The sequence below is a fragment of the Streptomyces sp. CNX435 genome (genome assembly GCF_059570575.1).
In genome coordinates this window covers 175,588-199,153 of the sequence record NZ_JCANTA010000002.1, presented here as the reverse complement: position 1 = coordinate 199,153, position 23,566 = coordinate 175,588, and the positions used below count along the sequence as shown (strand labels likewise).

General features: G+C 73.1%; 22 protein-coding genes. 2 read left to right on the top strand and 20 right to left on the bottom strand.

The annotated features are described in order from the left end of the window. Nucleotides 1-47: 47 nt before the first annotated feature. The 18 genes from T328_RS04240 to T328_RS04155 all read right to left on the bottom strand — a co-directional run bounded on the left by T328_RS04240 (nt 48) and on the right by T328_RS04155 (nt 17,823). Nucleotides 48-1,154, bottom strand: a complete 1,107-nt coding sequence (locus T328_RS04240; RefSeq protein ID WP_496494478.1) for a M24 family metallopeptidase — start codon at nt 1,152-1,154, stop codon at nt 48-50. 97 nt (nt 1,155-1,251) lie between these two features. Beyond that, on the bottom strand, nt 1,252-1,986 hold the full coding sequence (locus tag T328_RS04235) for an AAA family ATPase (RefSeq protein ID WP_496494477.1): 735 nt from the start codon (nt 1,984-1,986) through the stop codon (nt 1,252-1,254). Between the two features lie 143 nt (nt 1,987-2,129). Next, a complete protein-coding gene (locus T328_RS04230; protein WP_496494476.1) occupies nt 2,130-2,342 on the bottom strand; it encodes a hypothetical protein in 213 nt (70 codons plus the stop codon). A gap of 154 nt (nt 2,343-2,496) precedes the next feature. Beyond that, entirely contained in the window at nt 2,497-2,937 is a 441-nt protein-coding gene (gene aroQ / locus T328_RS04225; protein ID WP_496494475.1) for a type II 3-dehydroquinate dehydratase, read from the bottom strand. After that, on the bottom strand, nt 2,934-4,061 hold the full coding sequence (gene aroB / locus T328_RS04220) for a 3-dehydroquinate synthase (protein ID WP_496494474.1): 1,128 nt from the start codon (nt 4,059-4,061) through the stop codon (nt 2,934-2,936). Before aroB ends, aroQ begins: the two co-directional genes overlap by 4 nt. Next, complete coding sequence (locus tag T328_RS04215) at nt 4,058-4,621, bottom strand: shikimate kinase (protein WP_496494473.1); 564 nt, start codon at nt 4,619-4,621, stop codon at nt 4,058-4,060. The genes aroB and T328_RS04215 overlap by 4 nt, the downstream gene beginning before the upstream one ends. Then, a complete protein-coding gene (gene aroC, locus T328_RS04210) occupies nt 4,618-5,802 on the bottom strand; it encodes a chorismate synthase (protein ID WP_496494472.1) in 1,185 nt (394 codons plus the stop codon). The genes T328_RS04215 and aroC overlap by 4 nt, the downstream gene beginning before the upstream one ends. A gap of 183 nt (nt 5,803-5,985) precedes the next feature. Beyond that, on the bottom strand, nt 5,986-6,822 hold the full coding sequence (locus tag T328_RS04205) for a shikimate dehydrogenase (protein ID WP_496494471.1): 837 nt from the start codon (nt 6,820-6,822) through the stop codon (nt 5,986-5,988). Further along, nucleotides 6,822-8,489 carry an endolytic transglycosylase MltG gene (gene mltG / locus T328_RS04200; RefSeq protein WP_496494470.1) on the bottom strand — a complete coding sequence of 556 codons (1,668 nt, stop codon included), beginning with the start codon at nt 8,487-8,489 and terminating at the stop codon, nt 6,822-6,824. The genes T328_RS04205 and mltG overlap by 1 nt, the downstream gene beginning before the upstream one ends. A gap of 78 nt (nt 8,490-8,567) precedes the next feature. Beyond that, nucleotides 8,568-9,032: a Holliday junction resolvase RuvX gene (gene ruvX / locus T328_RS04195; RefSeq protein WP_496494892.1), complete on the bottom strand. Its 465-nt coding sequence runs from the start codon at nt 9,030-9,032 to the stop codon at nt 8,568-8,570. Nucleotides 9,033-9,063: 31 nt separating this feature from the next. Continuing rightward, on the bottom strand, nt 9,064-11,733 hold the full coding sequence (gene alaS / locus T328_RS04190; protein WP_496494469.1) for an alanine--tRNA ligase: 2,670 nt from the start codon (nt 11,731-11,733) through the stop codon (nt 9,064-9,066). Then, entirely contained in the window at nt 11,733-12,083 is a 351-nt protein-coding gene (locus T328_RS04185; RefSeq protein WP_496494468.1) for a DUF6167 family protein, read from the bottom strand. The genes alaS and T328_RS04185 overlap by 1 nt, the downstream gene beginning before the upstream one ends. Nucleotides 12,084-12,088: 5 nt before the next feature. Beyond that, entirely contained in the window at nt 12,089-12,583 is a 495-nt protein-coding gene (locus tag T328_RS04180) for a DUF948 domain-containing protein (protein WP_496494467.1), read from the bottom strand. Nucleotides 12,584-12,763: 180 nt separating this feature from the next. After that, nucleotides 12,764-13,375 carry a 30S ribosomal protein S4 gene (rpsD, locus tag T328_RS04175; RefSeq protein WP_496494466.1) on the bottom strand — a complete coding sequence of 204 codons (612 nt, stop codon included), beginning with the start codon at nt 13,373-13,375 and terminating at the stop codon, nt 12,764-12,766. A 182-nt stretch (nt 13,376-13,557) separates the two neighbouring features. Beyond that, nucleotides 13,558-14,949, bottom strand: a complete 1,392-nt coding sequence (locus tag T328_RS04170) for a replication-associated recombination protein A (protein ID WP_496494465.1) — start codon at nt 14,947-14,949, stop codon at nt 13,558-13,560. A 34-nt stretch (nt 14,950-14,983) separates the two neighbouring features. Beyond that, nucleotides 14,984-15,625 (bottom strand): vitamin K epoxide reductase family protein, encoded by a 642-nt coding sequence (locus tag T328_RS04165; RefSeq protein ID WP_496494464.1) that lies wholly within the window; start codon nt 15,623-15,625, stop codon nt 14,984-14,986. A 195-nt stretch (nt 15,626-15,820) separates the two neighbouring features. Further along, entirely contained in the window at nt 15,821-17,107 is a 1,287-nt protein-coding gene (gene hisS, locus T328_RS04160; RefSeq protein WP_496494463.1) for a histidine--tRNA ligase, read from the bottom strand. Next, nucleotides 17,104-17,823 (bottom strand): MBL fold metallo-hydrolase, encoded by a 720-nt coding sequence (locus T328_RS04155; protein WP_496494462.1) that lies wholly within the window; start codon nt 17,821-17,823, stop codon nt 17,104-17,106. Before T328_RS04155 ends, hisS begins: the two co-directional genes overlap by 4 nt. Before the next feature lie 190 nt (nt 17,824-18,013). Here T328_RS04155 and T328_RS04150 point away from each other — a divergent pair, with 190 nt between their 5' ends. Together T328_RS04150 and T328_RS04145 are read left to right on the top strand one after the other, a co-directional pair. Continuing rightward, nucleotides 18,014-18,862, top strand: a complete 849-nt coding sequence (locus T328_RS04150; RefSeq protein ID WP_496494461.1) for a peptidylprolyl isomerase — start codon at nt 18,014-18,016, stop codon at nt 18,860-18,862. 230 nt (nt 18,863-19,092) lie between these two features. Further along, on the top strand, nt 19,093-20,322 hold the full coding sequence (locus tag T328_RS04145) for a DUF349 domain-containing protein (RefSeq protein ID WP_496494460.1): 1,230 nt from the start codon (nt 19,093-19,095) through the stop codon (nt 20,320-20,322). A gap of 69 nt (nt 20,323-20,391) precedes the next feature. Here T328_RS04145 and T328_RS04140 read toward each other — a convergent pair whose 3' ends face one another. Together T328_RS04140 and T328_RS04135 are read right to left on the bottom strand one after the other, a co-directional pair. Next, nucleotides 20,392-22,890 carry a RelA/SpoT family protein gene (locus T328_RS04140; RefSeq protein WP_496494459.1) on the bottom strand — a complete coding sequence of 833 codons (2,499 nt, stop codon included), beginning with the start codon at nt 22,888-22,890 and terminating at the stop codon, nt 20,392-20,394. 132 nt (nt 22,891-23,022) lie between these two features. Then, nucleotides 23,023-23,565: an adenine phosphoribosyltransferase gene (locus T328_RS04135; RefSeq protein WP_496494891.1), complete on the bottom strand. Its 543-nt coding sequence runs from the start codon at nt 23,563-23,565 to the stop codon at nt 23,023-23,025. Nucleotide 23,566 lies beyond the last annotated feature (1 nt).

Genomic DNA, 23,566 nt, shown 5'->3' with positions numbered 1-23,566 from the left:
GCGTGGACGACCGAGGAGGCCCGGATTCGCCTGCGACCCGGCCGGGGTCAGAGCGCGAGCAGTTCCTTGGTCGTGATGGTGAGTAGCTCGGGACCGCCGTCCGCCTGCGAGCGGACGACGAGCGTGTCGTCGATCCGGACCCCGCCCCGGCCGGGGAGATGGACTCCCGGCTCGACGGTGACCGGCACACGAGCGTCCAGTTTACCCATCGCCGCCGGGGCCAGCCGCGGGTCCTCGTCGATTTCCAGTCCCACGCCGTGGCCGGTGAACGGCCCGACCCCGTCGCCGTGTCCGGCGGCGGTGAGCACCTGCCGCGCCGCCCGGTCCACCTCGCGGTACTCCGCGCCCGGCGTCAGCGCCTCCCGGCCGGCCCGCTGGGCGGCGAAGACCAGGTCGTACAGCTCGATCTGCCAGTCGTCGGGGGCGGTGCCGACGACGAAGGTGCGGCCGATCTCGCAGCGATAGCCGCGGTAGCGCGCGCCCAGGCAGACGGTGAGGAAGTCGCCCTCCTCCACCCGCCGGTCGGTGGGTACGTGCCCGGCGCGGCCGGCGTGCGGCCCGGTGCCGACCGCGGTGGGGAACGCCGGGCCCTCGGCGCCGTGGTCGACGAGCCGCCGCTCCAGCTCCAGCGCGAGGTGCCGTTCGGTGCGGCCGACGAGGATGGACTCCAGCAGCTCGCCGAGCGCCTGGTCGCCGATCTCGGCGGCGATCCGCAGGCAGGCGATCTCCTCGTCGTCCTTGACGAGCCGCTGCTGCTCCACGGCGCGGGCGAGGTCGGTCAGCGCGAGCCGCGGCGCGACGGAGGCCAGCGCGCGGTGTCTGGCCACGGTCAGGTGGTGCTCCTCGACGGCCAGCGCGGTGGCGCCGCCGGCGGCGGCGAGCCCGGTGGCGGCGACGGCGGCGTCGCCGTCGGGGGCGCCGAGGGAGTGGACGCGCAGGTCGTCGGGTTGCGGGGCACCGGCCGGGTCCTGCGCGGGGTCGCCGGGCCGTACGAGCAGGTCCTCGCCGGCGCCGAGCAGCAGGACGGCGCCGGGCGGGGCGCAGCCGGCGAGGTAGGTGATGTTCGCCGGCCGGGAGACGAGCACCGCGTCGCTGCCGGCCGCCTCGCAGTGGGAGCGCAGCCGGGTACGGCGGGCAGCGTGCACGTCGGGCATGATCCAAGCCTAGGGCGGTCCGGGGACCGGGGCCGCCCGAGCGCGTCCGTACGGGCACCGTGTCCGGCCGGGCCCGTCCCGTGACGCAGGCGCGGCGCTACCAGGCCGGGGGGCTCGCCAGGCTGCGCCCGACGACGTCGTCGAGCATGCGCACGGTGGCGGGCACGTCGTGCTGCGAGTTGTCGATGATGGGCAGGCCCGAGCCGTACCAGCCGGCCATCCGGCCGTGGATGCGGGCGACTTCCTCGTCGGCCAGCCGCCGGTTGCCGGTGCGCGCGGCGTTGCGGGCGAGGACGGACTCCAGGCCCGGCAGCAGCACCACGGGCAGCAGCCCCGGGCCGACGTGCCGCTTCCAGCCGCCGAGGCCGACCACGGGGCGGTCGGGGAAGACGGCGTCGTCGAGGATGCAGGAGATGCCGTTGGCCAGGAAGTTGCGGGCGGCGAAGCCGCAGGTGCGGCGGGCCAGCCGGTATTGCGCCTCGGAGTGGTCCGTCCAGCCGGCCTGCGGGTCGGCGAATCCGGCGCGCACCCACTCGCGTACATCGTCGAGGCTGATGTGCGCGGTGGGTGCCCGGCGGGTGTCCGCCCAGTGCCGGGCGACGGTGGTCTTGCCGGCCCCGGCCGGGCCGATGAGCAGCACCGCCACCGTCGGTGGCGGTGCCCCGTGCGGCATGGGCGCCGGCGGCGGGCTGGGCAGGGTGACCGGACCGCCGACCGGGAGCTTCAGGTGGCCGGTCGTCTCCACCGCGTCGTGCGGCCCGGCCGCCGGCGGCGGGCCGCCCGGCCCAGGTCTGCCCTGGGGCGGCTGCGGAACCCCCACTGCGTGCTGCATCCCGTGCACCCTCGCTCTGTCACCCGTTGCGTACCGACACCCCGGCTGGTCATGGCCGTACGGCGGTGCGGGCCCGTAGCCCCGCACGGTACCGGCCCGACCCACCGTGATGGGTACGATCCTGCCAGGAGCCCCGCGCGGGCCTAGTCCCAGGTGTGCCCTCCCCCGAGCAGAAGGGTGTGCTCCAGCACGTCCTCCATCGGGTCGTCGATCTGACCGGTGCGCACCAGCGCGAAACTCGATCCGTTCGTGACGTCGCCGTTGTAGTGCTCGTCGGCAGCCGCCACCCCGGCCGGCAGTCCCACACCCGCCGGCGCCGCGACCACCGCGACCGCCGCCCGTGCCCAGAACCTCATCCGCGTTTCTCCTCGTCGTCGGTGTTTCTGACGGGGACTCAGCAGTCCCACCTTCCTATCCGCTGCGGGCACGGTGAGGTTACGCCTTCGTACCGAAAAGATGATCCCGACCTCTGGCGGCGGTGAACGGGACTCGGCCCGCGGGACGCCCGGTTCAGGACGCGGCCAGCTCCTCCGCCAGCGCGCGCAGCGCCAGCCGGTACGAGCCGATGCCGAAGCCAGCGATCGTGCCGGAGGCCACCGCGGCGATCACCGACGTGTGCCGGAACTCCTCCCGCGCGTGCGGGTTGGAGATGTGCACCTCGACCAGCGGCGCCGTGCGCTGCGCCGCCGCGTCGCGCATCCCGTACGAATAGTGCGTGAAGGCGCCCGGGTTGATGACCACGGGCAGCCGGCCGTCCGCGGCCTCGTGCAGCCAGCGGATCATCTCCGCCTCGTCGTTGGTCTCCCGTACGTCGACCTCGAAGCCCAGCTCCTTGCCGAGCGCGGTGCACTGCTCGACGAGCCCCGCGTAGGACGTGGCGCCGTAGACGTCGGGCTCGCGCGAGCCGAGGCGGGCGAGGTTCGGCCCGTTGAGCACCAGCACGCGCGTCATGCGGCGCCCTCCTCGGCGTCCGCCGCGATCTCGGCGTGGGCGGCGAGCAGCATCGCCGGGTCGGGCCCCTCCAGGACGGCGGGCTTGGCGAGCCCGTCGAGGACGATGAAGCGCAGCAGGTCGCCGCGGGTCTTCTTGTCCACTTTCATCGTCTGCAGCAGCTTGGGCCACTGGTCACCGCGGTACGTCACGGGCAGCCCGACGGCGCGGAGCACCGCGCGGTGCCGGTCGGCGGTGGCGTCGTCGAGGCGGCCGGCGATGCGGCCGAGTTCGGCGGCGAAGACCATGCCGACGGAGACGGCCGCGCCGTGCCGCCACTTGTAGCGCTCGTTCTTCTCGATCGCGTGGCCGAGGGTGTGCCCGTAGTTGAGGATCTCCCTGAGCCCCGACTCCTTCAGGTCCGCGGTGACCACGTCGGCCTTGACCCGGATCGCGCGCTCGACCAGCTCGGCGGTGTGCGCACCGGAGGGGCTGCGGGCGCCTTCGGGGTCGGACTCGACCAGCTCCAGGATCACCGGGTCGGCGATGAAGCCCGCCTTGATGACCTCGGCGAGGCCGGAGACGTAGTCGTGGACGCCGAGGGAGTCGAGCGCGGCGAGGTCGCACAGCACCCCGGCCGGCGGGTGGAAGGCGCCGACGAGGTTCTTGCCCTCCGCGGTGTTGATGCCGGTCTTGCCACCGACCGCCGCGTCCACCATGCCCAGCACGGTCGTCGGCACCGCGACCCAGCGCACCCCGCGCAGCCAGGTCGCGGCCACGAACCCGGCGAGGTCGGTGGTGGCGCCGCCGCCGACACCGACGACGGCGTCGCTGCGGGTGAAGCCCGACTGGCCGAGGGCCCGCCAGCAGTACGCGGCGACCTCGGCGGTCTTGGCCTCCTCGGCGTTCGGCACCTGGATGACGACGGCCTCGTACCCCTGGCCGGCCAGGTCCTCGCGCAGCGTCCCGCCGCTCTCGGCGAGCGCCTCCGGCACGATGACCGCGACGCGCTTGGCCCGCTCGCCGATCAGCCGGGGCAGCTCGCCGAGGAGCTGCCGGCCGACGACGGCCTCGTACGGCTCCGTGCCGGCGGTGCCGCCGATGTGGATGCGGGTGGCCTCGGCCCCTTCGGCGCTCGATGTCATGCGGGGTGGCTCTCCAATGCTGCGAGTACGAGCTCGGCGACCTCGTCCGGCGTGCGGCCGGCGGTGGTGACGGTCGCGCGGGATACCTCGGTGTAGTGCGGGCGGCGCTGCTCCATCAGGGTGCGCCACTGCTGGCGCGGGTTGACGGCGAGCAGCGGGCGGGGGGCGTCGAGCCCGACGCGCTTGACGGCGTCGGCGAGTTCGACGTCGAGGAAGACGACGCGGTGCGCGGCGAGCAGCTCGCGGGTGCCGGCGTCCATGACGGCGCCGCCGCCGAGGGCCAGCACGCCGGGGTGCTCGGCGAGCGCGGCGCGCACGGCGGCGCGCTCCAGGGCGCGGAAGGCGGGCTCGCCGTCGTCGTAGAAGATGTCGGGGATGGGCTTGCCGGCGAGCTTCTCGACGTCGTCGTCGGTGTCGCGGACGGCGGTGCCGAGGCGGGCGGCGAGCAGGGCGCCGACGGTCGACTTGCCGGCGCCGGGCGGGCCGACGAGCACGACGGCGGGTCCGGCTGCCCCGGCTGCGGTGTCCGGGCGCTCACGGCCCTCGCTGCTGCTGCTCATCGGATGGCCAGGTGCTCCAGGTAGCCGCGGACGTTGCGGGCGGTCTCCGGGACGCTGTCGCCGCCGAACTTCTCCGCCACCGCGTCGGCCAGCACCAGCGCCACCATCGCCTCCGCCACGATCCCCGCGGCGGGCACGGCGCAGACGTCGGAGCGCTGGTGGTGCGCCTTGGTGGCCTCGCCGGTGGCGACGTCCACGGTGGCCAGGGCACGCGGCACGGTCGCGATGGGCTTCATCGCGGCGCGCACCCGCAGGCGCTCGCCGGTGCTCAGCCCGCCCTCGGTGCCGCCGGAGCGGCCGGAGGAGCGGCGGATACCGTCGTCGGTGCCGACGATCTCGTCGTGGGCCTGCGAGCCCGGGACCCGGGCCAGCGCGAAGCCGTCGCCCAGCTCGACGCCCTTGATGGCCTGGATGCCCATGAGCGCCCCGGCCAGCCGGGAGTCCAGCCGGCGGTCCCAGTGCACGTGCGAGCCGAGGCCGACCGGGACGTCGTACGCGACGACCTCGACGACGCCGCCGAGGGTGTCGCCGTCCTTGTGGGCCTGGTCGATCTCGGCGATCATCGCCTTGCTCGCGTCCGTATCCAGGCAGCGCACCGGGTCGGCGTCGAGGCGCGCCACGTCGGCGGGAACGGGGATGCTGCCGTACGGGGCCTTCGCGCCGCCCAGCTCCACGACGTGCGAGACGACCTCGATGCCGGCGGTCTCCTTCAGGTACGAGCGGGCCACGGCGCCGAGCGCGACCCGGGCCGCCGTCTCCCGGGCGGAGGCGCGCTCCAGCACCGGGCGGGCCTCGTCGAAGCCGTACTTCTGCATGCCGGCGAGGTCGGCGTGGCCGGGACGGGGGCGGGTCAGCGGGGCGTTGCGGGCGATGCCCGCCAGCTCGGCCGGGTCCACCGGGTCGGCGGCCATGACCTGCTCCCACTTGGGCCACTCGGTATTCCCGATCATGATCGCGACCGGGGAACCGAGGGTGAGCCCGTGGCGTACGCCGCCGATGAAGGTGACCTCGTCGCGCTCGAACTTCATCCGCGCCCCGCGGCCGTACCCCAGCCGGCGGCGGGCGAGATGGTCGGCGACCAGGTCGGTGGTGACGGGCACTCCCGCGGGGAGGCCCTCCAGCGTCGCGACGAGTGCCAAGCCGTGTGATTCCCCTGCGGTGAGCCAGCGCAACCTGCTCAACGGTGCTCCCTTTCGCGTGCGAAGTCCTCGCCTCCGATCCTCGCACGCTCCGGGCCCCGCACTTGTCCGGGTCCACGTTCTGGACGGTTGGACAGGCAGGTTCTTGCACCCCGCCGGCCGGCGGGGTCCAGGGCGCCAGCGGGCCGCAGGGAGGCCGGTGGACGCCTCCGGCGGGCCGCCGGGTCAGGGGGTGCGGGCGCGGAGCACGGCCTCGCCGGCCGCGCGCATGGCCGCCAGCGGCGCCCGGGCGACGCCGGTCATCTGCTCGACCTGCAGCACCGCCTGGTGCACCAGCAGGTCGAGACCTCCGACGACTGTGCCGCCGCGCGCGGCCCAGGCCCCGGCGAGCGGGGTGGGCCACGGCTCGTAGAGCACGTCGAAGAGGGCTCCGGGGCGGTCCGGGACCGCGGTCGCCAGGTCGTCGGTGGCGCCGGCCGGGGTGGTGGCGACGACCAGCGGGGCGTCGAAGGCGCCGGCGGCTTCCGACCAGTCGGCGCAGCGTACCGAGACGCCGAGGCGCTCGCCCCACTGCTCCATCTCGGTCGCGCGGGCGGCGGAGCGTACGTAGGCGGTGACCTCCCCGGTACAGACGGTGGCGAGGGCGGCGAGCGCGGAGGAGGCGGTGGCGCCGGCGCCGAGGACGGCGGCGCGCTCGACCTTCTCGATGCCGCGTTCGCGCAGCGCCGCAGCCATGCCCGGGATGTCGGTGTTGTCGCCGAAGCGGCGGCCGTCATCGTGCAGGACGACGGTGTTGACGGCCTCGACGTCGCGGGCCGTGGCGCTGACCTCGTCGAGGAGCGGGATCACCGCGCGCTTGAGCGGCATGGTCAGCGAGAGCCCGGCCCACTCCCCCGGCTCCAGGCTGTCGAGGAAGCCGGACAGCCGCTTCTCGTCGACCTCGTAGCGACCGTACGTCCAGCCGGTCAGGCCCAGTTCGCCGTACGCGGCGCGGTGCAGCACCGGCGACAGCGAGTGGGTGATGGGCGAGCCGAGCACGGCCGCGCGCCGGGGCTGGGCCATCAGTCGCCCTCCTTGCGCTGGTTCTCGTTGAACTCCTCGACGTTCCGGTCGTGCTTCTCCTTGCTGGCGGTGAAGCGCGTGTCGCCCTCCTCGACGGTGACGAAGTACAGCCAGTCGCCGTCGGTCGGGGCGAGCGCAGCGTCGATGGCCCGCTCGCTGGGGTTGTCGATGGGACCGGGCGGCAGGCCGGCGTGGAGGTAGGTGTTGTACGGCGAGTCGAACTGGGTGTCCTGGTTGGAGATGTTCAGGTTCGACTCGCCCTTGGCGTAGTTGATGGTGGAGTCGAACTGCAGCATGCCGTTGGTGGCGGTGTTGTCCGGCTTCAGGCGGTTGTAGATGACCTGCGAGACCTTGCCGAACTCCTCCTTCGACTGCCCCTCCGCCTCGATGAGGCTGGCGATGGTGAGGATCTCGTACGGAGTCCTGCCCGCCTTGTCCGCCTTCTCCTCCAGGCCCATCTCGGTGTACTTGCCGTTGGCGCGCTTGACCATCTCGCGCAGCAGCTTCTTCGGGTCGGTGCCCTCGGCCGCGGAGTAGCTGGAGGGCCACAGGAAGCCCTCGGGGTTGCCCTCCGCCCAGTCGGGCAGACCGAGGCCGCCCTTCTCGGCGATCTTGGCGGTGGTGTCCGCCTTGAGCCCGAGGTGCTCGTCGATCATCGCGTACACGGCGGTGGCGCGCCGGCCCTCGGGGACGACGAGCGCGTTGGCGGCCTCCGGGCTCAGCATCATCTCGACCGCGGCCGCGCCGGACATCTCCTTGTGCAGGGAGTACGAGCCGGGGTGGAGCGTCTCGGCGCCGGCGGCGTCGATGAACGCCTGGACGCTCTTGACCACACCCTTTTCCTTGAGGAGGTTCCCCATCTGCGTGACGCTCGCGCCCTCGGGGATCTCCACGGTCACGCTGCCGTGGCCCTCGCCCGCGTAGTCGGGGGCGGAGCCGAAGCGGTCGCTCCAGAAGTTGTAGCCGACGTAGCCCAGGCCGCCGAGGCCGGCGGCCAGCACGACGGCGACGACGAGGCAGGCGCAGCCGTTGCGGCGCTTGGCGCCGCGTCGGTCGCGGCCCGTGCCGCGGCCGGCGCTCCGGCCGCCGCCGCGGCGGCCCTCGCGGGGGTCGTCGAAGTCGTCGTCGTCGGGGGGGCCGTCGTCGAAGAAGGGGTGGTCGTCGCGCTCCGGCCGGCGGGAGCCGGGGTCCCAGTCCTCGCGGGCGCCGGGGCCGGGGCCGCCCTGGGGCGGCTGCCCGGGCTGCCGCCGACGGGGCGGCGGCTGCTGGTGGTGCGGGGGCGGCTGGTGGCCGGGCGGCGGCCCGGGCTGCTGCTGCCCGGGCTGGTGCTGCCCGGGCTGCTGGTGCGGCTGCGGCCGGCGCGGGTGCGGGTTCGGCGGCGGGTAGGCGTCCGGCGTGCCGTAGTAGTCGGGCTGCGGCGCGGGAGCGGCGTAGGGGTCGGCCAGCGGCATCCCGCCGGTGGTGTCCCAGCCGCCGGGGTACTGCGGCGTCTGGCCCGAGTCCCAGGAGGACTGGGCCTGTTGCGGGTAGTGCTGCTGCGGCTGCTGTCCCCCGTAGTGGTGGTGCCCTGCGCCGGGCTGCCCGGCCGACCAGTCCTGGTGCCCACCGTAAAGGCCGTCGTCGGGCTGCCAGGGTTGGGAGCCGGGGTTTTGGCCGTAGTCAGTCATCAGTCCCCTATGCCGCGTGGCCGCCGGTGCGTTTATACGACAGGTGCCGTGTCCGCGCGGAACGTTACCGTATCGCGATCACATAGCCACTTCGACGCTCTCGCCCGGCGCGACCCCCGACACCCGTTCGGCTTCCAGCGCACTCTGGAGGATGACGACCGCCGCCACCTGGTCGACAACCGATCGGCCCTTGCGGCTCGACCTCCCGGCCGCACGCAGGTTCTGAGAGGCGGTTACCGTGGACATGCGTTCGTCGACGAGCCGTACGGGCACGGGGTGGACGCGCCGGGCCAGCTTCTCGGCGAAGCCGCGGACCCTGGCGGCGGCCGGACCCTCGCCGCCGTGCAGCGAGCGCGGCAGGCCGACGAGCACCTCCAGCGGCTCGTACTCCTCGGTGAGCGCCGCCAGCCTGCGGTACGCCGCCGGCAGGTCCCGGCCCGGCACGGTCTCCACGGGCGTCGCGAGCACCCCGTCGGGGTCGCAGGAGGCGACCCCGATCCGGGCGTCCCCGACGTCCACCGCGAGCCTGCGCCCGCGGCGCATCACGCGGCCCTCCGGCGGCTGCCGCCGCGCATCAGGCGGCGGCCTCCGCCACGCCCCGCTCCACCGCGGCCACGGCCTCGCCGACGGCCTGCGGGTCCTGCCCGCCGCCCTGGGCGATGTCGGGCTTGCCGCCGCCTCCGCCGCCGAGCGTCTTCGCGGCCGTACGCACCAGGTCGCCGGCCTTCAGACCGCGCTCGCGGGCGGCCTCGTTGGTGGCGATCACGGTGAGGGGACGACCAGCCGCGACGGAGAAGAGCGCCACGACGGCCGGCCGGTCGCCGGGGATCCGGCCGCGTACGTCGAGGACGAGCCTGCGCAGGTCCTCGGCGGCGGTGCCGTCGGGCACCCGGGCGGCGACGAGCGCGACGCCGCGCACGTCCCTGGCGGCCTCGGCGAGGCCGGCGGCGGCCTGCAGCACCTTCTCGGCGCGGAACTTCTCGATCTCCTTCTCCGCGTCCTTCAGCCGGGCGAGCATGCCGGAGATCCGCTCGGGCAGCTCCTCCGGGCGGCCCTTGAGCAGCTCGGTGAGCTGGTGGACCACGGTGTGCTCGCGGGCGAGGAAGGTATACGCGTCCACGCCGACCAGGGCCTCCACCCGGCGCACGCCGGCGCCGATGGAGGACTCGCCGAGCAGCTTGACCAGACCGAGCTGGGCGGTGTTGTGCACGTGCGTGCCGCCGCACAGCTCCTTGGAGAAGTCGCCGATGGTGACGACGCGGACCCGGTCGCCGTACTTCTCGCCGAACTCGGCGAGCGCGCCCTGCTTCTTGGCCTCCTGCATCGACATGACCTCGGCGTGCACGTCGAGTTCACGGGCGAGCACCTCGTTGATCTTCTGCTCGACGTCGCCGAGGACGCCGTTCGGCACGGCGGCGGGCGAGCCGAAGTCGAAGCGGAAGCGGCCCGGGGCGTTCTCGGAGCCGGCCTGGGCGGCGGTCGGGCCGAGGGCGTCGCGCAGCGCCTGGTGGGTGAGGTGGGTGGCGCTGTGGGCGCGGGCGATGGCGCGCCGCCGGCTCACGTCGATGGCGGCCTGGGCGGACTCGCCGACGGTCACCTCGCCGACCTGGACGACGCCCTTGTGCACGCTGACGCCGGGCACGGGCTGCTGGACGTCGCGGACCTCGACCACGGCGCCGGACCCGAGCCGGATCCGGCCGGAGTCGGCGAGCTGGCCGCCGCCCTCCGCGTAGAAGGGGGTGCGGTCGAGGACGACCTCGACCTCGTCGCCCTCGGTGGCGGCGGGCGAGGCCACGCCGCCGACCAGCAGGCCGACGACGGTGGACTCGGCCGCGGTGTGCGTGTAGCCGGTGAACTCGGTGGCGCCGGCGGAGTCGGCGACCTCGCGGTACGCGGACAGGTCGGCGTGGCCGGTCTTCTTGGCGGCGGCGTCGGCCTTGGCCCGTTCCCGCTGCTCCTTCATCAGCCGGCGGAAGCCGTCCTCGTCGACCGTCAGGCCCTGCTCGGAGGCCATCTCCAGGGTGAGGTCGATGGGGAAGCCCCAGGTGTCGTGGAGCAGGAAGGCCTTGTCGCCGGGGAGCACGCCGGAGCCGGCGGCCCGGGCCTCGGTGACGGCGGTGTCCAGCACGTTGGTGCCGGCCTTGAGCGTCTTGAGGAAGCGGGCCTCCTCGGCGAGCGCGACGGACTCGATGCGCTTGCGGTCGGCGACCAGCTCCGGGTACTGCTCGCCCATGGTGCGGATGACGACGTCGACCAGGTCGGCGACGACGGGGCGGTCGGCGCCGAGCAGCTTCATGTTGCGCACGGCACGGCGCATGATGCGGCGGAGCACGTAGCCCCGGCCCTCGTTGCCGGGGGTGACGCCGTCGCCGATGAGCATGACGGAGGCGCGCATGTGGTCGGAGACGACGCGCAGCGAGACGTCCGAGTGGTCGGCGGCGCCGTAGCGCACGCCGGTCAGCTCCTCGGCCTTGTCGATCACGACGCGCGAGGTGTCGATCTCGTACATGTTGTGCACGCCCTGCAGGACCATCGCCAGCCGCTCGAAGCCGAGGCCGGTGTCGATGTTCTGCTGCGGCAGGTCGCCCAGGATGGGGTAGTCCTTGCCCTTGCCGGGGCCGCGGACGTACTGCATGAAGACCAGGTTCCAGAGCTCCACGTAGCGCTCGCCGTTGACGGCGGGGCCGCCCGCCTCGCCGAACTCGGGGCCGCGGTCGTAGTTGACCTCGGAGCAGGGGCCGCAGGGACCGGGCACGCCCATGTCCCAGTAGTTCTCCTCCTTGCCCAGGCGCTGGATGCGCTCGGGGGGCACGCCGACGACGTCGCGCCAGATGCGTTCGGCCTCGTCGTCGTCCTCGTAGACCGTGATCCACAGGCGGTCGGGGTCCAGGCCGTAACCTCCGGCGTCCTGGGGGGTGGTGAGCAGCTCCCAGGCGAGGGTGGCGGCACCTTCCTTGAAATAGTCCCCGAAGGAGAAGTTGCCGCACATCTGGAAGAACGTGCCGTGCCGGGTGGTCTTGCCGACCTCGTCGATGTCGGGGGTGCGGATGCACTTCTGCACGCTGGTGGCGCGCTTGTACGGCGGGGTGGCCTCGCCGAGGAAGTACGGCTTGAAGGGGACCATGCCCGCGTTGATGAGGAGCAGCGTGGGGTCGTCGGCGATCAGCGACGCCGACGGCACGACGGTGTGCCCACGCTCTTCGAAGAAGCGCAGCCAGCGGCGGCGGATCTCGGCCGACTCCATCAGTGGTCCTCTTTCAGGTCGCGATTGCGGTGGTACGGGTTCCGGTCGGTCGGGCGGCGGCGGGCGGCCTTCCGTGCGAGCTGCGCCTTGACGCGCTGCCCGGGCAACTCCGCGGGGCGGCTGCGGGGGCTCAGCCCGAGGGCGTCGTTGAGCTGGTCCTCGCGCTCGGCCATGGCGGCGCGTACGTCCCGGGCGAAGAGCAGGGCGCGCCGGCCGGTGTCGACGGCGCGGTTGGCGGCCGTGGCCGCGATGCCCTCCGGGGTGACGCGGCGGATCGCCCGCTGTGCCCTGAGGGTGGCCCAGACGCCGGTGGCCGCACCGGTCGTGAACCAGAAGGTCCGACGGAACAATGCTCTCAGCCCTTTCTACGCCTGGCGGAAAAACCCCGGCGGGCGGCGGGCACCCGGGCGTTCGCGGTCCCGGCGGCGCGGGCCGCCGCGGCCCGGGCGGGCGCGCCGACCGGGCCGGCGACGATCACGTCGCCGCCGTCGTCCCCGGCCGCGCCGCGGTTCCGGCCGAGCGCGCGTCGCACCCCGTATCCGAACGCGGCCACCTTCACCAGGGGTCCGCCGAGGGCGGTGGAGACGGTGCTGGACAGCGCCGAGGCGTTCGCCGTGACCTCCTGGACGTCGGAGGCGATGGCGTCGACCCGGGCCAGCTGCGTGTTCGCCGAGCGGACGGTGGCGCCGGCGTCCGAGAGCAGCGGGACGGCTTCCTCCGTCACGCGCGTGACCAACTCGCCCGCCGCGCGGAGCGTCTGCGCGAGCCGGAAGAGGGCCACCGCGAGGAACGAGACCAGGATGGCCCAGAAGACGGCCACGAGAATGCCGGCCAGCTCTCCACCGGACACGTTGCACCGCTCCTTCGGGACGGGGGTTTGCGCTGCCAGGGGCAGGGTCCGACCCTATCGCGCCGGACCGACAACGCCGTACCGGATTAGCCCCCGTGCACTGGGGAGTTGCGCGAGCGGATTGTACGTTGCGCATACTTCCGCGTACGTTCCGTGCGCCCCGCCGCGTCCGGGGAGCCGTCAGCGGGCGTAGTACTCCACGACCAGTTGCTCGTCGCAGATGACCGGGATCTCGCGGCGGTTGGGGTCCCGGTCCAGGCGGAAGGCGAGGGCCGGCAGGTTGACCTCCAGGTAGCGGGGGGTCTCGCCGTCCGGGGCGTAGCCGCCCTCGCGCGCGACCTGGAACGGGTACTTCTCGCGGCTGCGCTCGCGGACCGTCACCACGTCCCCGGGGCGGACCCGGAAGGACGGTTTGTCGACCTTCCGGCCGTTGACCTCGATGTGGCCGTGCACGACCATCTGCCGGGACTGGTAGACGGTCCGGGCCAGCCCGGCGCGGAGGACCAGCGCGTCCAGGCGGCGCTCCAGCTCGACGATCAGCGCCTCACCGGTCTTGCCCTGCACCTTGCTGGCGCGCTCGTACGCCCGGACGAGCTGGCGCTCGCTGATGTCGTACTGCGCGCGCAGGCGCTGCTTCTCCAGCAGCCGTACCTTGTAGTCGCTGGTCTGCTTGCGGCCGCGGCCGTGCATGCCGGGCGGGTACGGGCGGCTCTCGAAGTACTTGGCGGCCTTCGGGGTGAGCGGGATGCCGAGGGCCCGCGACTTGCGGACCTTGGGGCGCGGCTGGTTCACGCGGTTCCGTCCTCCTTCAGAAAGTTAGGCAAGGCTTACCTTAGGCGATTCTCGCGCTCCGGCGCGACAACCTCGGTAAACGCGCCCGAGATTTCGGGCATTCCCGGCGGCCGGGCACCGTGATCCGCGTCACCCCGAAACCTGCCGCCACCCCGCCCCGGCGACGACCGGTGAGCGCCGCGTCAGCCCTGCTCGTCGCCGCCCCGGCCAGGCCCGTCCTGCCCCGCGCCCGCCAGCCGCTCGCGCACCCGCTCGACCACCTCGGCGTACCGCGCCTCCGCGCCGTACCGCGTCGGTTCGTAGTACCGCCGGCCGTGCAGGGCGTCCGGGGCGTACCGCTGGGCGGCGATGGCGCCGGGGACGTCGTGCGGATACACGTACCCCTGGGCGTGGCCGAGCTTCTCCGCGCCCTTGTAGTGCCCGTCCCGCAGGTGCGCCGGCACCGGGCCGGCCTTGCCGGCCCGCACGTCGTCCATCGCGGCGCCGATGGCCTTCGTCACCGCGTTGGACTTCGGGGCCAGCGCGAGGGCCACCGTGGCGTGCGCCAGTGTCAGCGCCGCCTCCGGGAAGCCGATCATGGCGACCGCCTGGGCCGCGGCGACGGCCGTCTGCAGCGCCGAGGAGTCGGCCAGGCCGATGTCCTCGCTGGCGGAGATCATCAGCCGCCGGGCGATGAACCGCGGGTCCTCGCCCGCCTCGATCATGCGCGCCAGATAGTGCAGCGCGGCGTCCACGTCCGAGCCGCGGACGGACTTGATCAGGGCGCTGGCCACGTCGTAGTGCTGGTCGCCGTCCCGGTCGTACGCGACGGCGGCGCGGTCCACCGCCGCCTCCAGCGTCGGCAGCGACACCTCCGACCCGCCCTGCGCCAGCGCCGCCCCCGCCGCCGCCTCCAGCGCGGTGAGCGCCCGGCGCGCGTCGCCGCCGGCGATCCGCAGCAGGTGCTCTTCCGTCTCCCCGGGCAGCGTCACCGCGCCGCCGAGGCCGCGCTCGGCGGCGACCGCCCGGCGCAGCAGCGCGCGCACGTCGTCCTCGGTGAGCGGCTCCAGCGTGAGCAGCAGCGAGCGGGACAGCAGCGGGGAGATCACGGAGAAGTACGGGTTCTCCGTGGTGGCGGCGATCAGCGTCACCCAGCGGTTCTCCACGGCGGGCAGCAGCGAGTCCTGCTGGGCCTTGCTGAAGCGGTGGATCTCGTCGAGGAAGAGGACGGTCTCCTTGCCGTACCCCCCGACGGCGCGGCGGGCGCCCTCGATGACCGCGCGGACCTCCTTGACGCCCGCCGTGATCGCGGACAGCTCCACGAAACGCTTCCGGGTGGCCTGGCTGACCACGTACGCCAGGGTCGTCTTGCCCGTGCCGGGCGGGCCCCAGAGCAGCACGGACGCCGGGCCCGCCGGGCCTGACTCAGCGCCCTCGCCGACGAGCCGGCGCAGCGGTGCGCCGGGTCCCAGCAGGTGCTGCTGCCCCACGATCTCGTCGAGGCTGCGGGGGCGCATCCGGACGGCGAGCGGGGAGCTGCCGGGATCCTTCTCCTGGCGCTCCTCGGCCGCGGCGGTGAACAGGTCGGGCTCCACGCTTCCCGAGCCTATGCCACGGGACCGACAGGGCTCAGAGGAGCGTCTTCCAGTACGACCACCAGCGGATGCCGATCAGGATGAGCAGGATCCCGTACCAGAGGACGGGCACCACCCAGTTGAACTCCAGCACCGCCTCGCGCACCCGGGCCGAAACCGGGAAGACGCCGGTCCTGACGTTGTGCACGGTGGTGTACCAGAACACCAGGATCGTCACCGCCCAGACCAGCGAGCACCACAGGCACAGCGAGCCGATGTCGTACAGCGAGGAGTACTGGAGGAAGGTGACGAAGCCGACGCCGAAGAGGGAGCCCGCCCACAGGCCCGTCCACCACCAGCGGCGGTGCCGGCCGCCGGCCAGTAGACCGGCGCCGATCACGACGAGCATCGGGAAGGCGATCCAGCCGACGAACGGGTTCGGGAACCCGAACACCGACGCCTGCCAGCTCTTCATGATGTTGTTGCACGACAGCACGGGGTTGAGGCTGCAGGCCGAGACGTAGTTCGGGTCCTCCAGCAGCTTCATCTTGTCGTGTGTGATCACCGCGGACGCCACCACGCCCAGCGTGCCGCAGATCATCAGCAGCCAGGCGAAGATCCGGCTCGACCCGATCAGTCCCGGTTCGGGCGGGTCCTCGTGCCGGGACGGGGCCGTTCTGCTTGCGGTCGTGGTCATCTCGCTGCTTCCGTGGACTCAGGTGCCGGTGGCGATACCTCATTGTGCCGTAACGCCGACCTGTCGGGCACCGGCGCCCCGGTGCCCGACAGGTCGGCCATCGGCCGTCCACCGGCAGGGGCAACGATGCCCGACCGCGCATTCGACCGGCGTAAATCCACCCGTCAGCCGGCCACCCGCAGGGGCCACCCAGAGTCAGGCGAGCAGCCCCCGCAGTTCGTCCACGACCGCCGTCAGCGCCACCGGCCGCTGCTCGCCGCTGCCGAGGTCCTTCAGCTGCACCACGCCCTCGTCGAGGTCCCGCTCCCCCGCCACCAGCGCGTAGCGGGCGCCGGAGCGGTCTGCCGACTTCAGCGCGTTCTTCAGCCCCTTGCCGCCGAAGGCGAAGTCGGCCGCGACCCCTACCCGGCGTAGCTCCGTGACCACGCCGAAGAGCGTCCTGCGGGCCCGCTCGCCCAGGGCCGCCGCGTACACGTCGGTGGCCGCGGGCAGGTCCAGCACAACACCCTCGGCGTCCAGGGCCAGCACCGTACGGTCCACGCCCAGCGCCCAGCCCACCGACGGCAGCGCCGGGCCGCCGATCATCTCCGACAGCCCGTCATAGCGCCCGCCGCCGCCGATGGCGGACTGCGCGCCGAGGCCGTCGTGGACGAACTCGAAGGTGGTGCGGGTGTAGTAGTCGAGGCCGCGGACCAGCCGGGGGTCGTCCTCGTACCCGACGCCGGCCGCGGTCAGCAGCTCGCGGACCTGCTCGTGGTACGCCTTGCACGCCTCGCACAGGTGGTCGCGCATCAGCGGGGCGGCGTCGAGCTGCGCCCGGACCTCGGGGCGCTTGTCGTCGAGCACCCGCAGCGGGTTGATCTCGATCCGCTCGCGGGCGGGCCCGTCGAGGTCGAGACCGCGCAGGAAGTCCTGCAGCGCGGTGCGGTAGGCGGGCCGGCACTCCTGGTCGCCGAGGGAGTTGAGCAGCAGCCGGAAGCCCGTGAGCCCCAGCGCGCGGTAGCCGTCGACGGCCAGCACGATCAGCTCGGCGTCGAGCGCCGGGTCCTCGGTGCCGATGGCCTCGGCGCCGACCTGGGAGAAGTGCCGGTAGCGGCCCTTCTGCGGGCGCTCGTAGCGGTAGTACGAACCGGAGTACCAGAGCTTGACGGGCAGGTTGCCCTGCTTGTGCAGGTTGCTCTCCAGCGCCGCGCGCAGCACGGAGGCGGTGCCCTCGGGGCGCAGCGCCAGCTCGTCGCCGCCCTTGGTGGTGAGGGTGTACATCTCCTTGGTCACGATGTCGGTGGACTCGCCGACGCCGCGGGCGAAGAGCCGCACGTCCTCGAAGCCGGGGGTCTCGACGTAGCCGTAGCCGGCGCGGCGTGCGGGCGCGGCGAACGCCTCGCGGACGGCGAGGTAGGCCGCGGAGCGCGGCGGAATCAGGTCGTAGGTGCCCCGGGGGGCCCGGAAAGCCGGTGAGGTGCTCACGGAGGGTGTCGTCACATTCGTCGTCGTGGGCGGAGCGGGGCGGCCGTGCCGCCCGCCGGGCCGGCGGCCACCTCCTGCAGGAAGGGGTTGACGGCACGCTCGCGCCCGATGGTCGTCTGGGGGCCGTGCCCGGGCAGCACCACGGTCGAGTCGTCGAGCGGCAGGCACACGCGGGCCAGCGACTCAAGGATCTCGGCGCTGTCGCCGCCGGGCAGGTCGGTGCGTCCGATGGAGCCGGCGAAGAGCAGGTCTCCCGAGAAGAGGACTTGCGGCACATCCGGCTGCTCGGGCAGCCGGAAGGTCACCGACCCCTTGGTATGGCCGGGCGAGTGCGCGACCGTGAGGCTCAGCCCGGCCAGCTCCAGCTCGGCGCCGTCGGCCAGCTCGGCCACGTCGTCCGGCTCCCCCACGGTCAGGTCGCCGAGCAGCGGCGCTCCGACGGCCATGCCCAGCGCCTTCTCCGGCTCGGCGAGCATGTACCGGTCGGCCGGGTGGATCCAGGCGGGCACGTCGTGGGCGCCGCAGACCGGGATCACCGAGGCGACGTGGTCCAGGTGCCCGTGGGTGAGCACGACCGCGACCGGCTTGAGCCGGTGCTTGGCGACGGCCTCCGCGACGCCGTCCGCCGCCCGGTGCCCGGGGTCGACGATCACGCACTCCTCGCCCGCGGCCGGGGCCAGGAGATAACAATTGGTGCCCCAAGCGCCCGCGGGGAACCCGGCAATGAGCACGATCGTCCTTCACCTGTCGGTTGTCGTCGGCGGTGGCGCCGCAGGGGGCCGCACGGCCGGCGGCGGCCCGGAATTGCGGCCGTTCTGAGACTACCGGCGCTCCTCATCCGGCAGCGAATCGATATACGGTACGGCACACGGAATTCCGGTCCACGAACGCGTGTGGCAGCGACTCGAGGGAGAAGACGCGGTGGTCAGCAGGGACCAGCGGAGGCGGCAGCTCGCCCGGGAGAAGTACGAGCGGCAGCAGCGCAGGCGCGCCGACCGCAGAAAGCACAACAAGAGGCTCGCGGCGATCATCGCCGCCCCGCTCGTGGTGGTGATCACCGTCGTCGCGGTCGCGGCCTTCACCGGCTTCGGGTCGGACGACGACGACAAGAAGAAGGACGACGCCGCGGCGCCGAGCGCGAGCCCGGAGAAGGCGCACGACCCGTGCGGCAAGCCGGAGAAGGGCAAGCCGTCGAAGAAGACGTGGAAGAAGGAGCCGAAGCTCGACATCGACCCCGCCACGTACACGATGACGCTGGAGACCACCTGCGGCGACATCGGCATCGAGATGGACGCGGACAAGGCGCCGCACACCGTGAACAGCATGCGGTTCCTCGCCGACGAGGGCTACTTCGACCACAGTGCGTGCCACCGGCTGACCGGGCAGGAGTCCGGCATCTTCGTGCTGCAGTGCGGCGACCCCGCCGGCACCGGCCAGGGCGGACCCGGGTACACCATCCCGGACGAGAACCTCAAGGACAAGGCGGTCAAGGGCGGGACGTACCCGGCGGGCACCGTGGCGATGGCCAACACCGGCCAGAAGGACTCCGGCGGCAGCCAGTTCTTCCTGGTCTACGAGGACAGCCCGCTGCCCCCGAACTACACGCCGTTCGGCACGCTCACCGACGAGGGCACGGCCACCGTCAAGACGATCGCCGAGGCGGGCGCCCAGCCGGCGGACCAGACCGGCAACACCGCGCCGAACGCGACCGTGGTCATCAACAAGGCGACCGTCACCAAGGGCAACAAGGAGCAGGAGACCGACCGCTGAGCCGCGGCGCCGCCCCCGCCGTTACGTGATTGGTCTCGCGCGGGGTGCGGACAGCCGGCCCGCCGTTCGCCTATGTTGGCGTTGTGCAGGTGCGGGGGTGCCGGCGGCAGTCGCTTTCGCCCGCCGCCGGATCGGCCGGATCCGGTACCCCATCCCCTTTCCGGCCGCAGACAACTGTGGACGACGCCGCCGGGCTGCCGGGCCGGCCGGGCGTCATGTGAGGAGGCGCTGTGAGCAGCGACCCATGGGGCCGGGTCGACGAGACGGGCACCGTGTACGTGCGTACCGCCGACGGCGAACGAGTCGTCGGCTCCTGGCAGGCGGGCTCGGCCGAGGAGGCGCTCGCCTACTTCAAGCGCAAGTACGAGGGCCTGGTCGTGGAGATCGGCCTCCTCGAGCGCCGGGTGCAGACCACCGACCTGTCCGCCAAGGACGCCACCGCCGCCATCGACCACCTGCGCGAGCAGGTGTCCGAGGCACACGCGGTCGGCGACCTCGACGCGCTGACGGCGCGGCTCGACCGGCTGGTGGAGGCCGTCGGCGCCCGCCAGGAGGAGCGCAAGGCGGCCAAGGCCAAGCACCAGGTCCAGGTGCGCGAGTCCAAGGAGGCGGTGGTCGCCGAGGCGGAGGAGCTGGCGCAGAGCGAGCAGTGGCGCGCGGCGGGCGAGCGGCTGCGGGAGCTGGTGGAGACCTGGAAGGGCCTGCCGCGGCTGGACCGCAGGAGCGACGACGAGCTGTGGCACCGCTTCAGCCACGCGCGCTCGGCTTTCTCCAAGCGCCGCAAGGCGCACTTCGCCTCCCTCGACGCGCAGCGCGAGGAGGCCAGGCGGCGCAAGGAGAAGCTGGTGGAGGAGGCGGAGGCGCTCTCCGGCTCCCGCGAGTGGGGGCCGACGGCCGCCCGCTACCGCGAGCTGATGGCGGACTGGAAGGCGGCGGGCCGCGCGCAGCGCGACCAGGAGGAGGACCTGTGGGCCCGCTTCCGCGGTGCGCAGGACGTGTTCTTCCAGGCCCGCAGCGAGGTGTTCGCCGAGCGCGACCACGAGCAGCGCGAGAACCTCACGCGCAAGGAGGAGCTGGTCACGGAGGCGGAGAAGCTGCTGCCGGTCACCGACCTCAAGGCCGCCAGGGGCGCCTTCCGCTCGATCAACGAGCGGTGGGAGGCCATCGGGCACGTACCGCGCGACGCCCGGGCGAAGATCGAGGCCCGGATGCACGCCGTGGAGCGCGCCATCGGCGAGGCGGAGGAGACCGAGTGGCGTCGTACGAACCCGGAGGCGCGGGCGCGCGCCGAGGGGCTGACGGGGCAGCTGCAGGACGCCGTCGACAAGCTCCACCGGCAGATCGAGCAGGCCCGGGCGCAGGGCAACGACGCCAGGGCCGACAAGCTGGCCCGTGAGCTTCAGGGCCGGCAGGCGCTGCTCGACCAGGCGCTCAAGGGCCTGCGCGAGTTCGGCGGCTGAGCCCCGCCGCGGCCCGTACGTGACGAGGGCCCCGCCGGTCGGCGGGGCCCTCGTCGCGCGGTGCCGCGTTCAGTTGTTCCGGGCGGAGGTGACCCGGTAGACGTCGTAGACGCCCTCCACCTTCCGCACCGCCTTCAGCACGTGTCCCAGGTGCTTCGGGTCGCCCATCTCGAAGGTGAAGCGCGAGGTGGCCACCCGGTCACGGGAGGTCTGCACCGCGGCGGACAGGATGTTCACGTGCTGGTCGGACAGCACGCGCGTGACGTCCGAGAGCAGCCGGGAGCGGTCCAGCGCCTCCACCTGGATGGCGACGAGGAAAACCGACGACTGCGTGGGTGCCCACTCCACCTCGATGATCCGCTCGGGCTGCTGCGACAGCGACTCGACGTTGACGCAGTCGGCGCGGTGCACGGAGACGCCCTTGCCGCGGGTGACGAAGCCGATGATCGGGTCTCCGGGCACAGGAGTGCAGCAGCGGGAGAGCTTCACCCAGACGTCGTCGACGCCCTTGACGATCACGCCGGGGTCGTTGGCCGCCCGGCGCTTGCGGGTCTTGCCGGGCAGCGGCGGGGCGGTCTCCTCGATGTCCTCGGTGGCCGCTTCCTCGCCGCCGAGCGCCTGGACCAGTTTCTGCACCACGTTCTGCGCGGAGACGTGGCCCTCGCCGATCGCCGCGTAGAGCGCGGAGATGTCGGGGTAGCGCATCTCGTGCGCGATGGTGACCAGGGAGTCGCCGGTGAGGATGCGCTGGATCGGCAGGTTCTGCTTGCGCATGGCCCGCGCGATGGCGTCCTTGCCCTGCTCGATGGCCTCGTCGCGGCGCTCCTTGGAGAACCAGGCGCGGATCTTGTTGCGCGCGCGGGGCGACTTGACGAAGTTCAGCCAGTCCCGGGAGGGGCCCGCGCCGGACGCCTTGGAGGTGAAGACCTCCACGGTGTCGCCGTTGTCGAGCGCGGACTCCAGCGGTACGAGCCGGCCGCCGACCCGGGCTCCTATGGTCTTGTGCCCGACCTCGGTGTGCACCGCGTACGCGAAGTCGACGGGGGTGGCGCCGGCGGGCAGGGCGATCACGTCGCCCTTGGGCGTGAAGACGAAGACCTCGTTGCGGGAGAGGTCGAAGCGCAGTGCGTCGAGGAACTCGCCGGGGTCCTCGGTCTCCTTCTGCCAGTCGATCAGCTGGCGCAGCCAGGCCATGTCGTTGACCTGATCGGACTTGGCGCCCTTACGGGTGCCGGCGCCCTGCTGGCGGGTCGCGCCGCCGGTGGCCTCCTGCTTGTACTTCCAGTGCGCGGCGATGCCGTACTCGGCGCGGCGGTGCATGTCGAACGTGCGGATCTGCAGCTCGACGGGCTTGCCCTCGGGTCCGATGACCGTCGTGTGCAGCGACTGGTACATGTTGAACTTGGGCATCGCGATGTAGTCCTTGAACCGTCCGGGGACGGGGTTCCACCGCGCGTGGATGGTGCCCAGCGCCGCGTAGCAGTCGCGGACCGAGTCGACGAGGACACGGATGCCCACCAGGTCGTAGATCTCGGCGAAGTCGCGGCCGCGCACGATCATCTTCTGGTAGACGCTGTAGTAGTGCTTCGGGCGGCCGGTGACGGTCGCCTTGATGCGGGCGCTGCGCAGGTCCTGCTGGACCTCGTCGATGACGACGGCCAGGTACTCGTCCCGCTTCGGGGCGCGCTCGGCGACCAGGCGGACGATCTCGTCGTACATCTTCGGGTAGAGGATCGCGAAGGCGAGGTCCTCCAGCTCCCACTTGATGGTGTTCATGCCCAGCCGGTGGGCCAGCGGCGCGTAGATCTCCAGGGTCTCGCGCGCCTTCTGCTCCTGCTTCTCACGGCGCAGGTAGCGCATGGTGCGCATGTTGTGCAGCCGGTCTGCGAGCTTGATCACCAGGACCCTGGGGTCCCTGGCCATGGCGACGACCATCTTGCGTACGGTCTCCGCCTGCGCGGCCTCGCCGAACTTGACCTTGTCCAGCTTGGTCACGCCGTCCACCAGCAGCGCCACCTGGTCACCGAAGTCGCGCCGCAGGTCCTCCAGCCCGTACTCGGTGTCCTCCACCGTGTCGTGCAGCAGTCCCGCCATCAGCGTGGCGGGGTCCATGCCCAGCTCGGCCAGGATCGTGGTGACGGCGAGCGGGTGGGTGATGTACGGGTCGCCGCTCTTGCGCTTCTGGCCGCGGTGCCAGCGCTCGGCGACCTGGTACGCGCGCTCTATCTGCCGCAGCGTGGAGGTGTCGGCCTTCGGGTCGTTCCCCCGCACTATCCGCAGCAGCGGCTCCAGCACCGGGTTGTACGGGCTCTGCCGCTGCACGCCGAGGCGCGCCAGCCGGGCCCGCACCCGGCTCGGCGAGGCACCGCGGCCGGCCGGCCCGGCGCCGTGGCCCGCGGCGGGCTCGACGCGCGCGGGGGCGGCCGGCTGCACCCGCCCCTCCGGCGGCGCGCCACGGCGGCCCGACCCGTTCTCCGCGGCCCGTGCGGGCAGCGCGCCGTCCGCCGCGCCCGGCTCCCGCTGCTTCTCGGGCGGCGCGGTGGTGGACCGATGAGCCTCGTCTGGCAAGAGCACTCCTTGGCGGTGGACGGCCCACGGGGAGATCCCCGGAACTGCCATGGTATCTGCCGCCCGGTCCCCGCCACCCGGCAGCCGCCCCGCCCGGCCCCAGGCCGGGCGGATAACCCCTGCTCAGAGGGGTCAGACGGTGACGAGGGCGTCGAGTGGAGCGCCGTCGAGCGCCTGCTCGACGCGCGCCCGGCCGGCCAGGAAGCCCAGCTCCAGCAGCACGGCGAGGCCGGTGACGGCGCCGCCGGCCCGCCGGATGAGCTGCACGGACGCCTCCGCGGTGCCGCCGGTGGCCAGCACGTCGTCGATGACGAGGACGCGATCGCCGGGCTGCAGGGCGTCGGCGTGTATCTCGATCTCCGCCGTGCCGTACTCCAGGTCGTACGACTGCCCGAGCGTGGCGCCCGGGAGCTTGCCCGCCTTGCGTACGGGCACGAAGCCGATCCCCGCGCGCACCGCCACCGGCGCGCCCAGGATGAAGCCGCGCGCTTCCAGGCCGACGACCTTCTGCGCGCCCTGCTGCCGGCAGACCTCGGTCAGCGCGTCCGTGAGCACGGAGAACGCCTTCGCGTCGGCCAGCAGCGGGGTGATGTCCTTGAACATCACGCCCGGCTTCGGGTAGTCCGGCACGTCCTGGATCCGGCTGAGCAGCAGTTCCGTGCTCCCGTCGGGCATG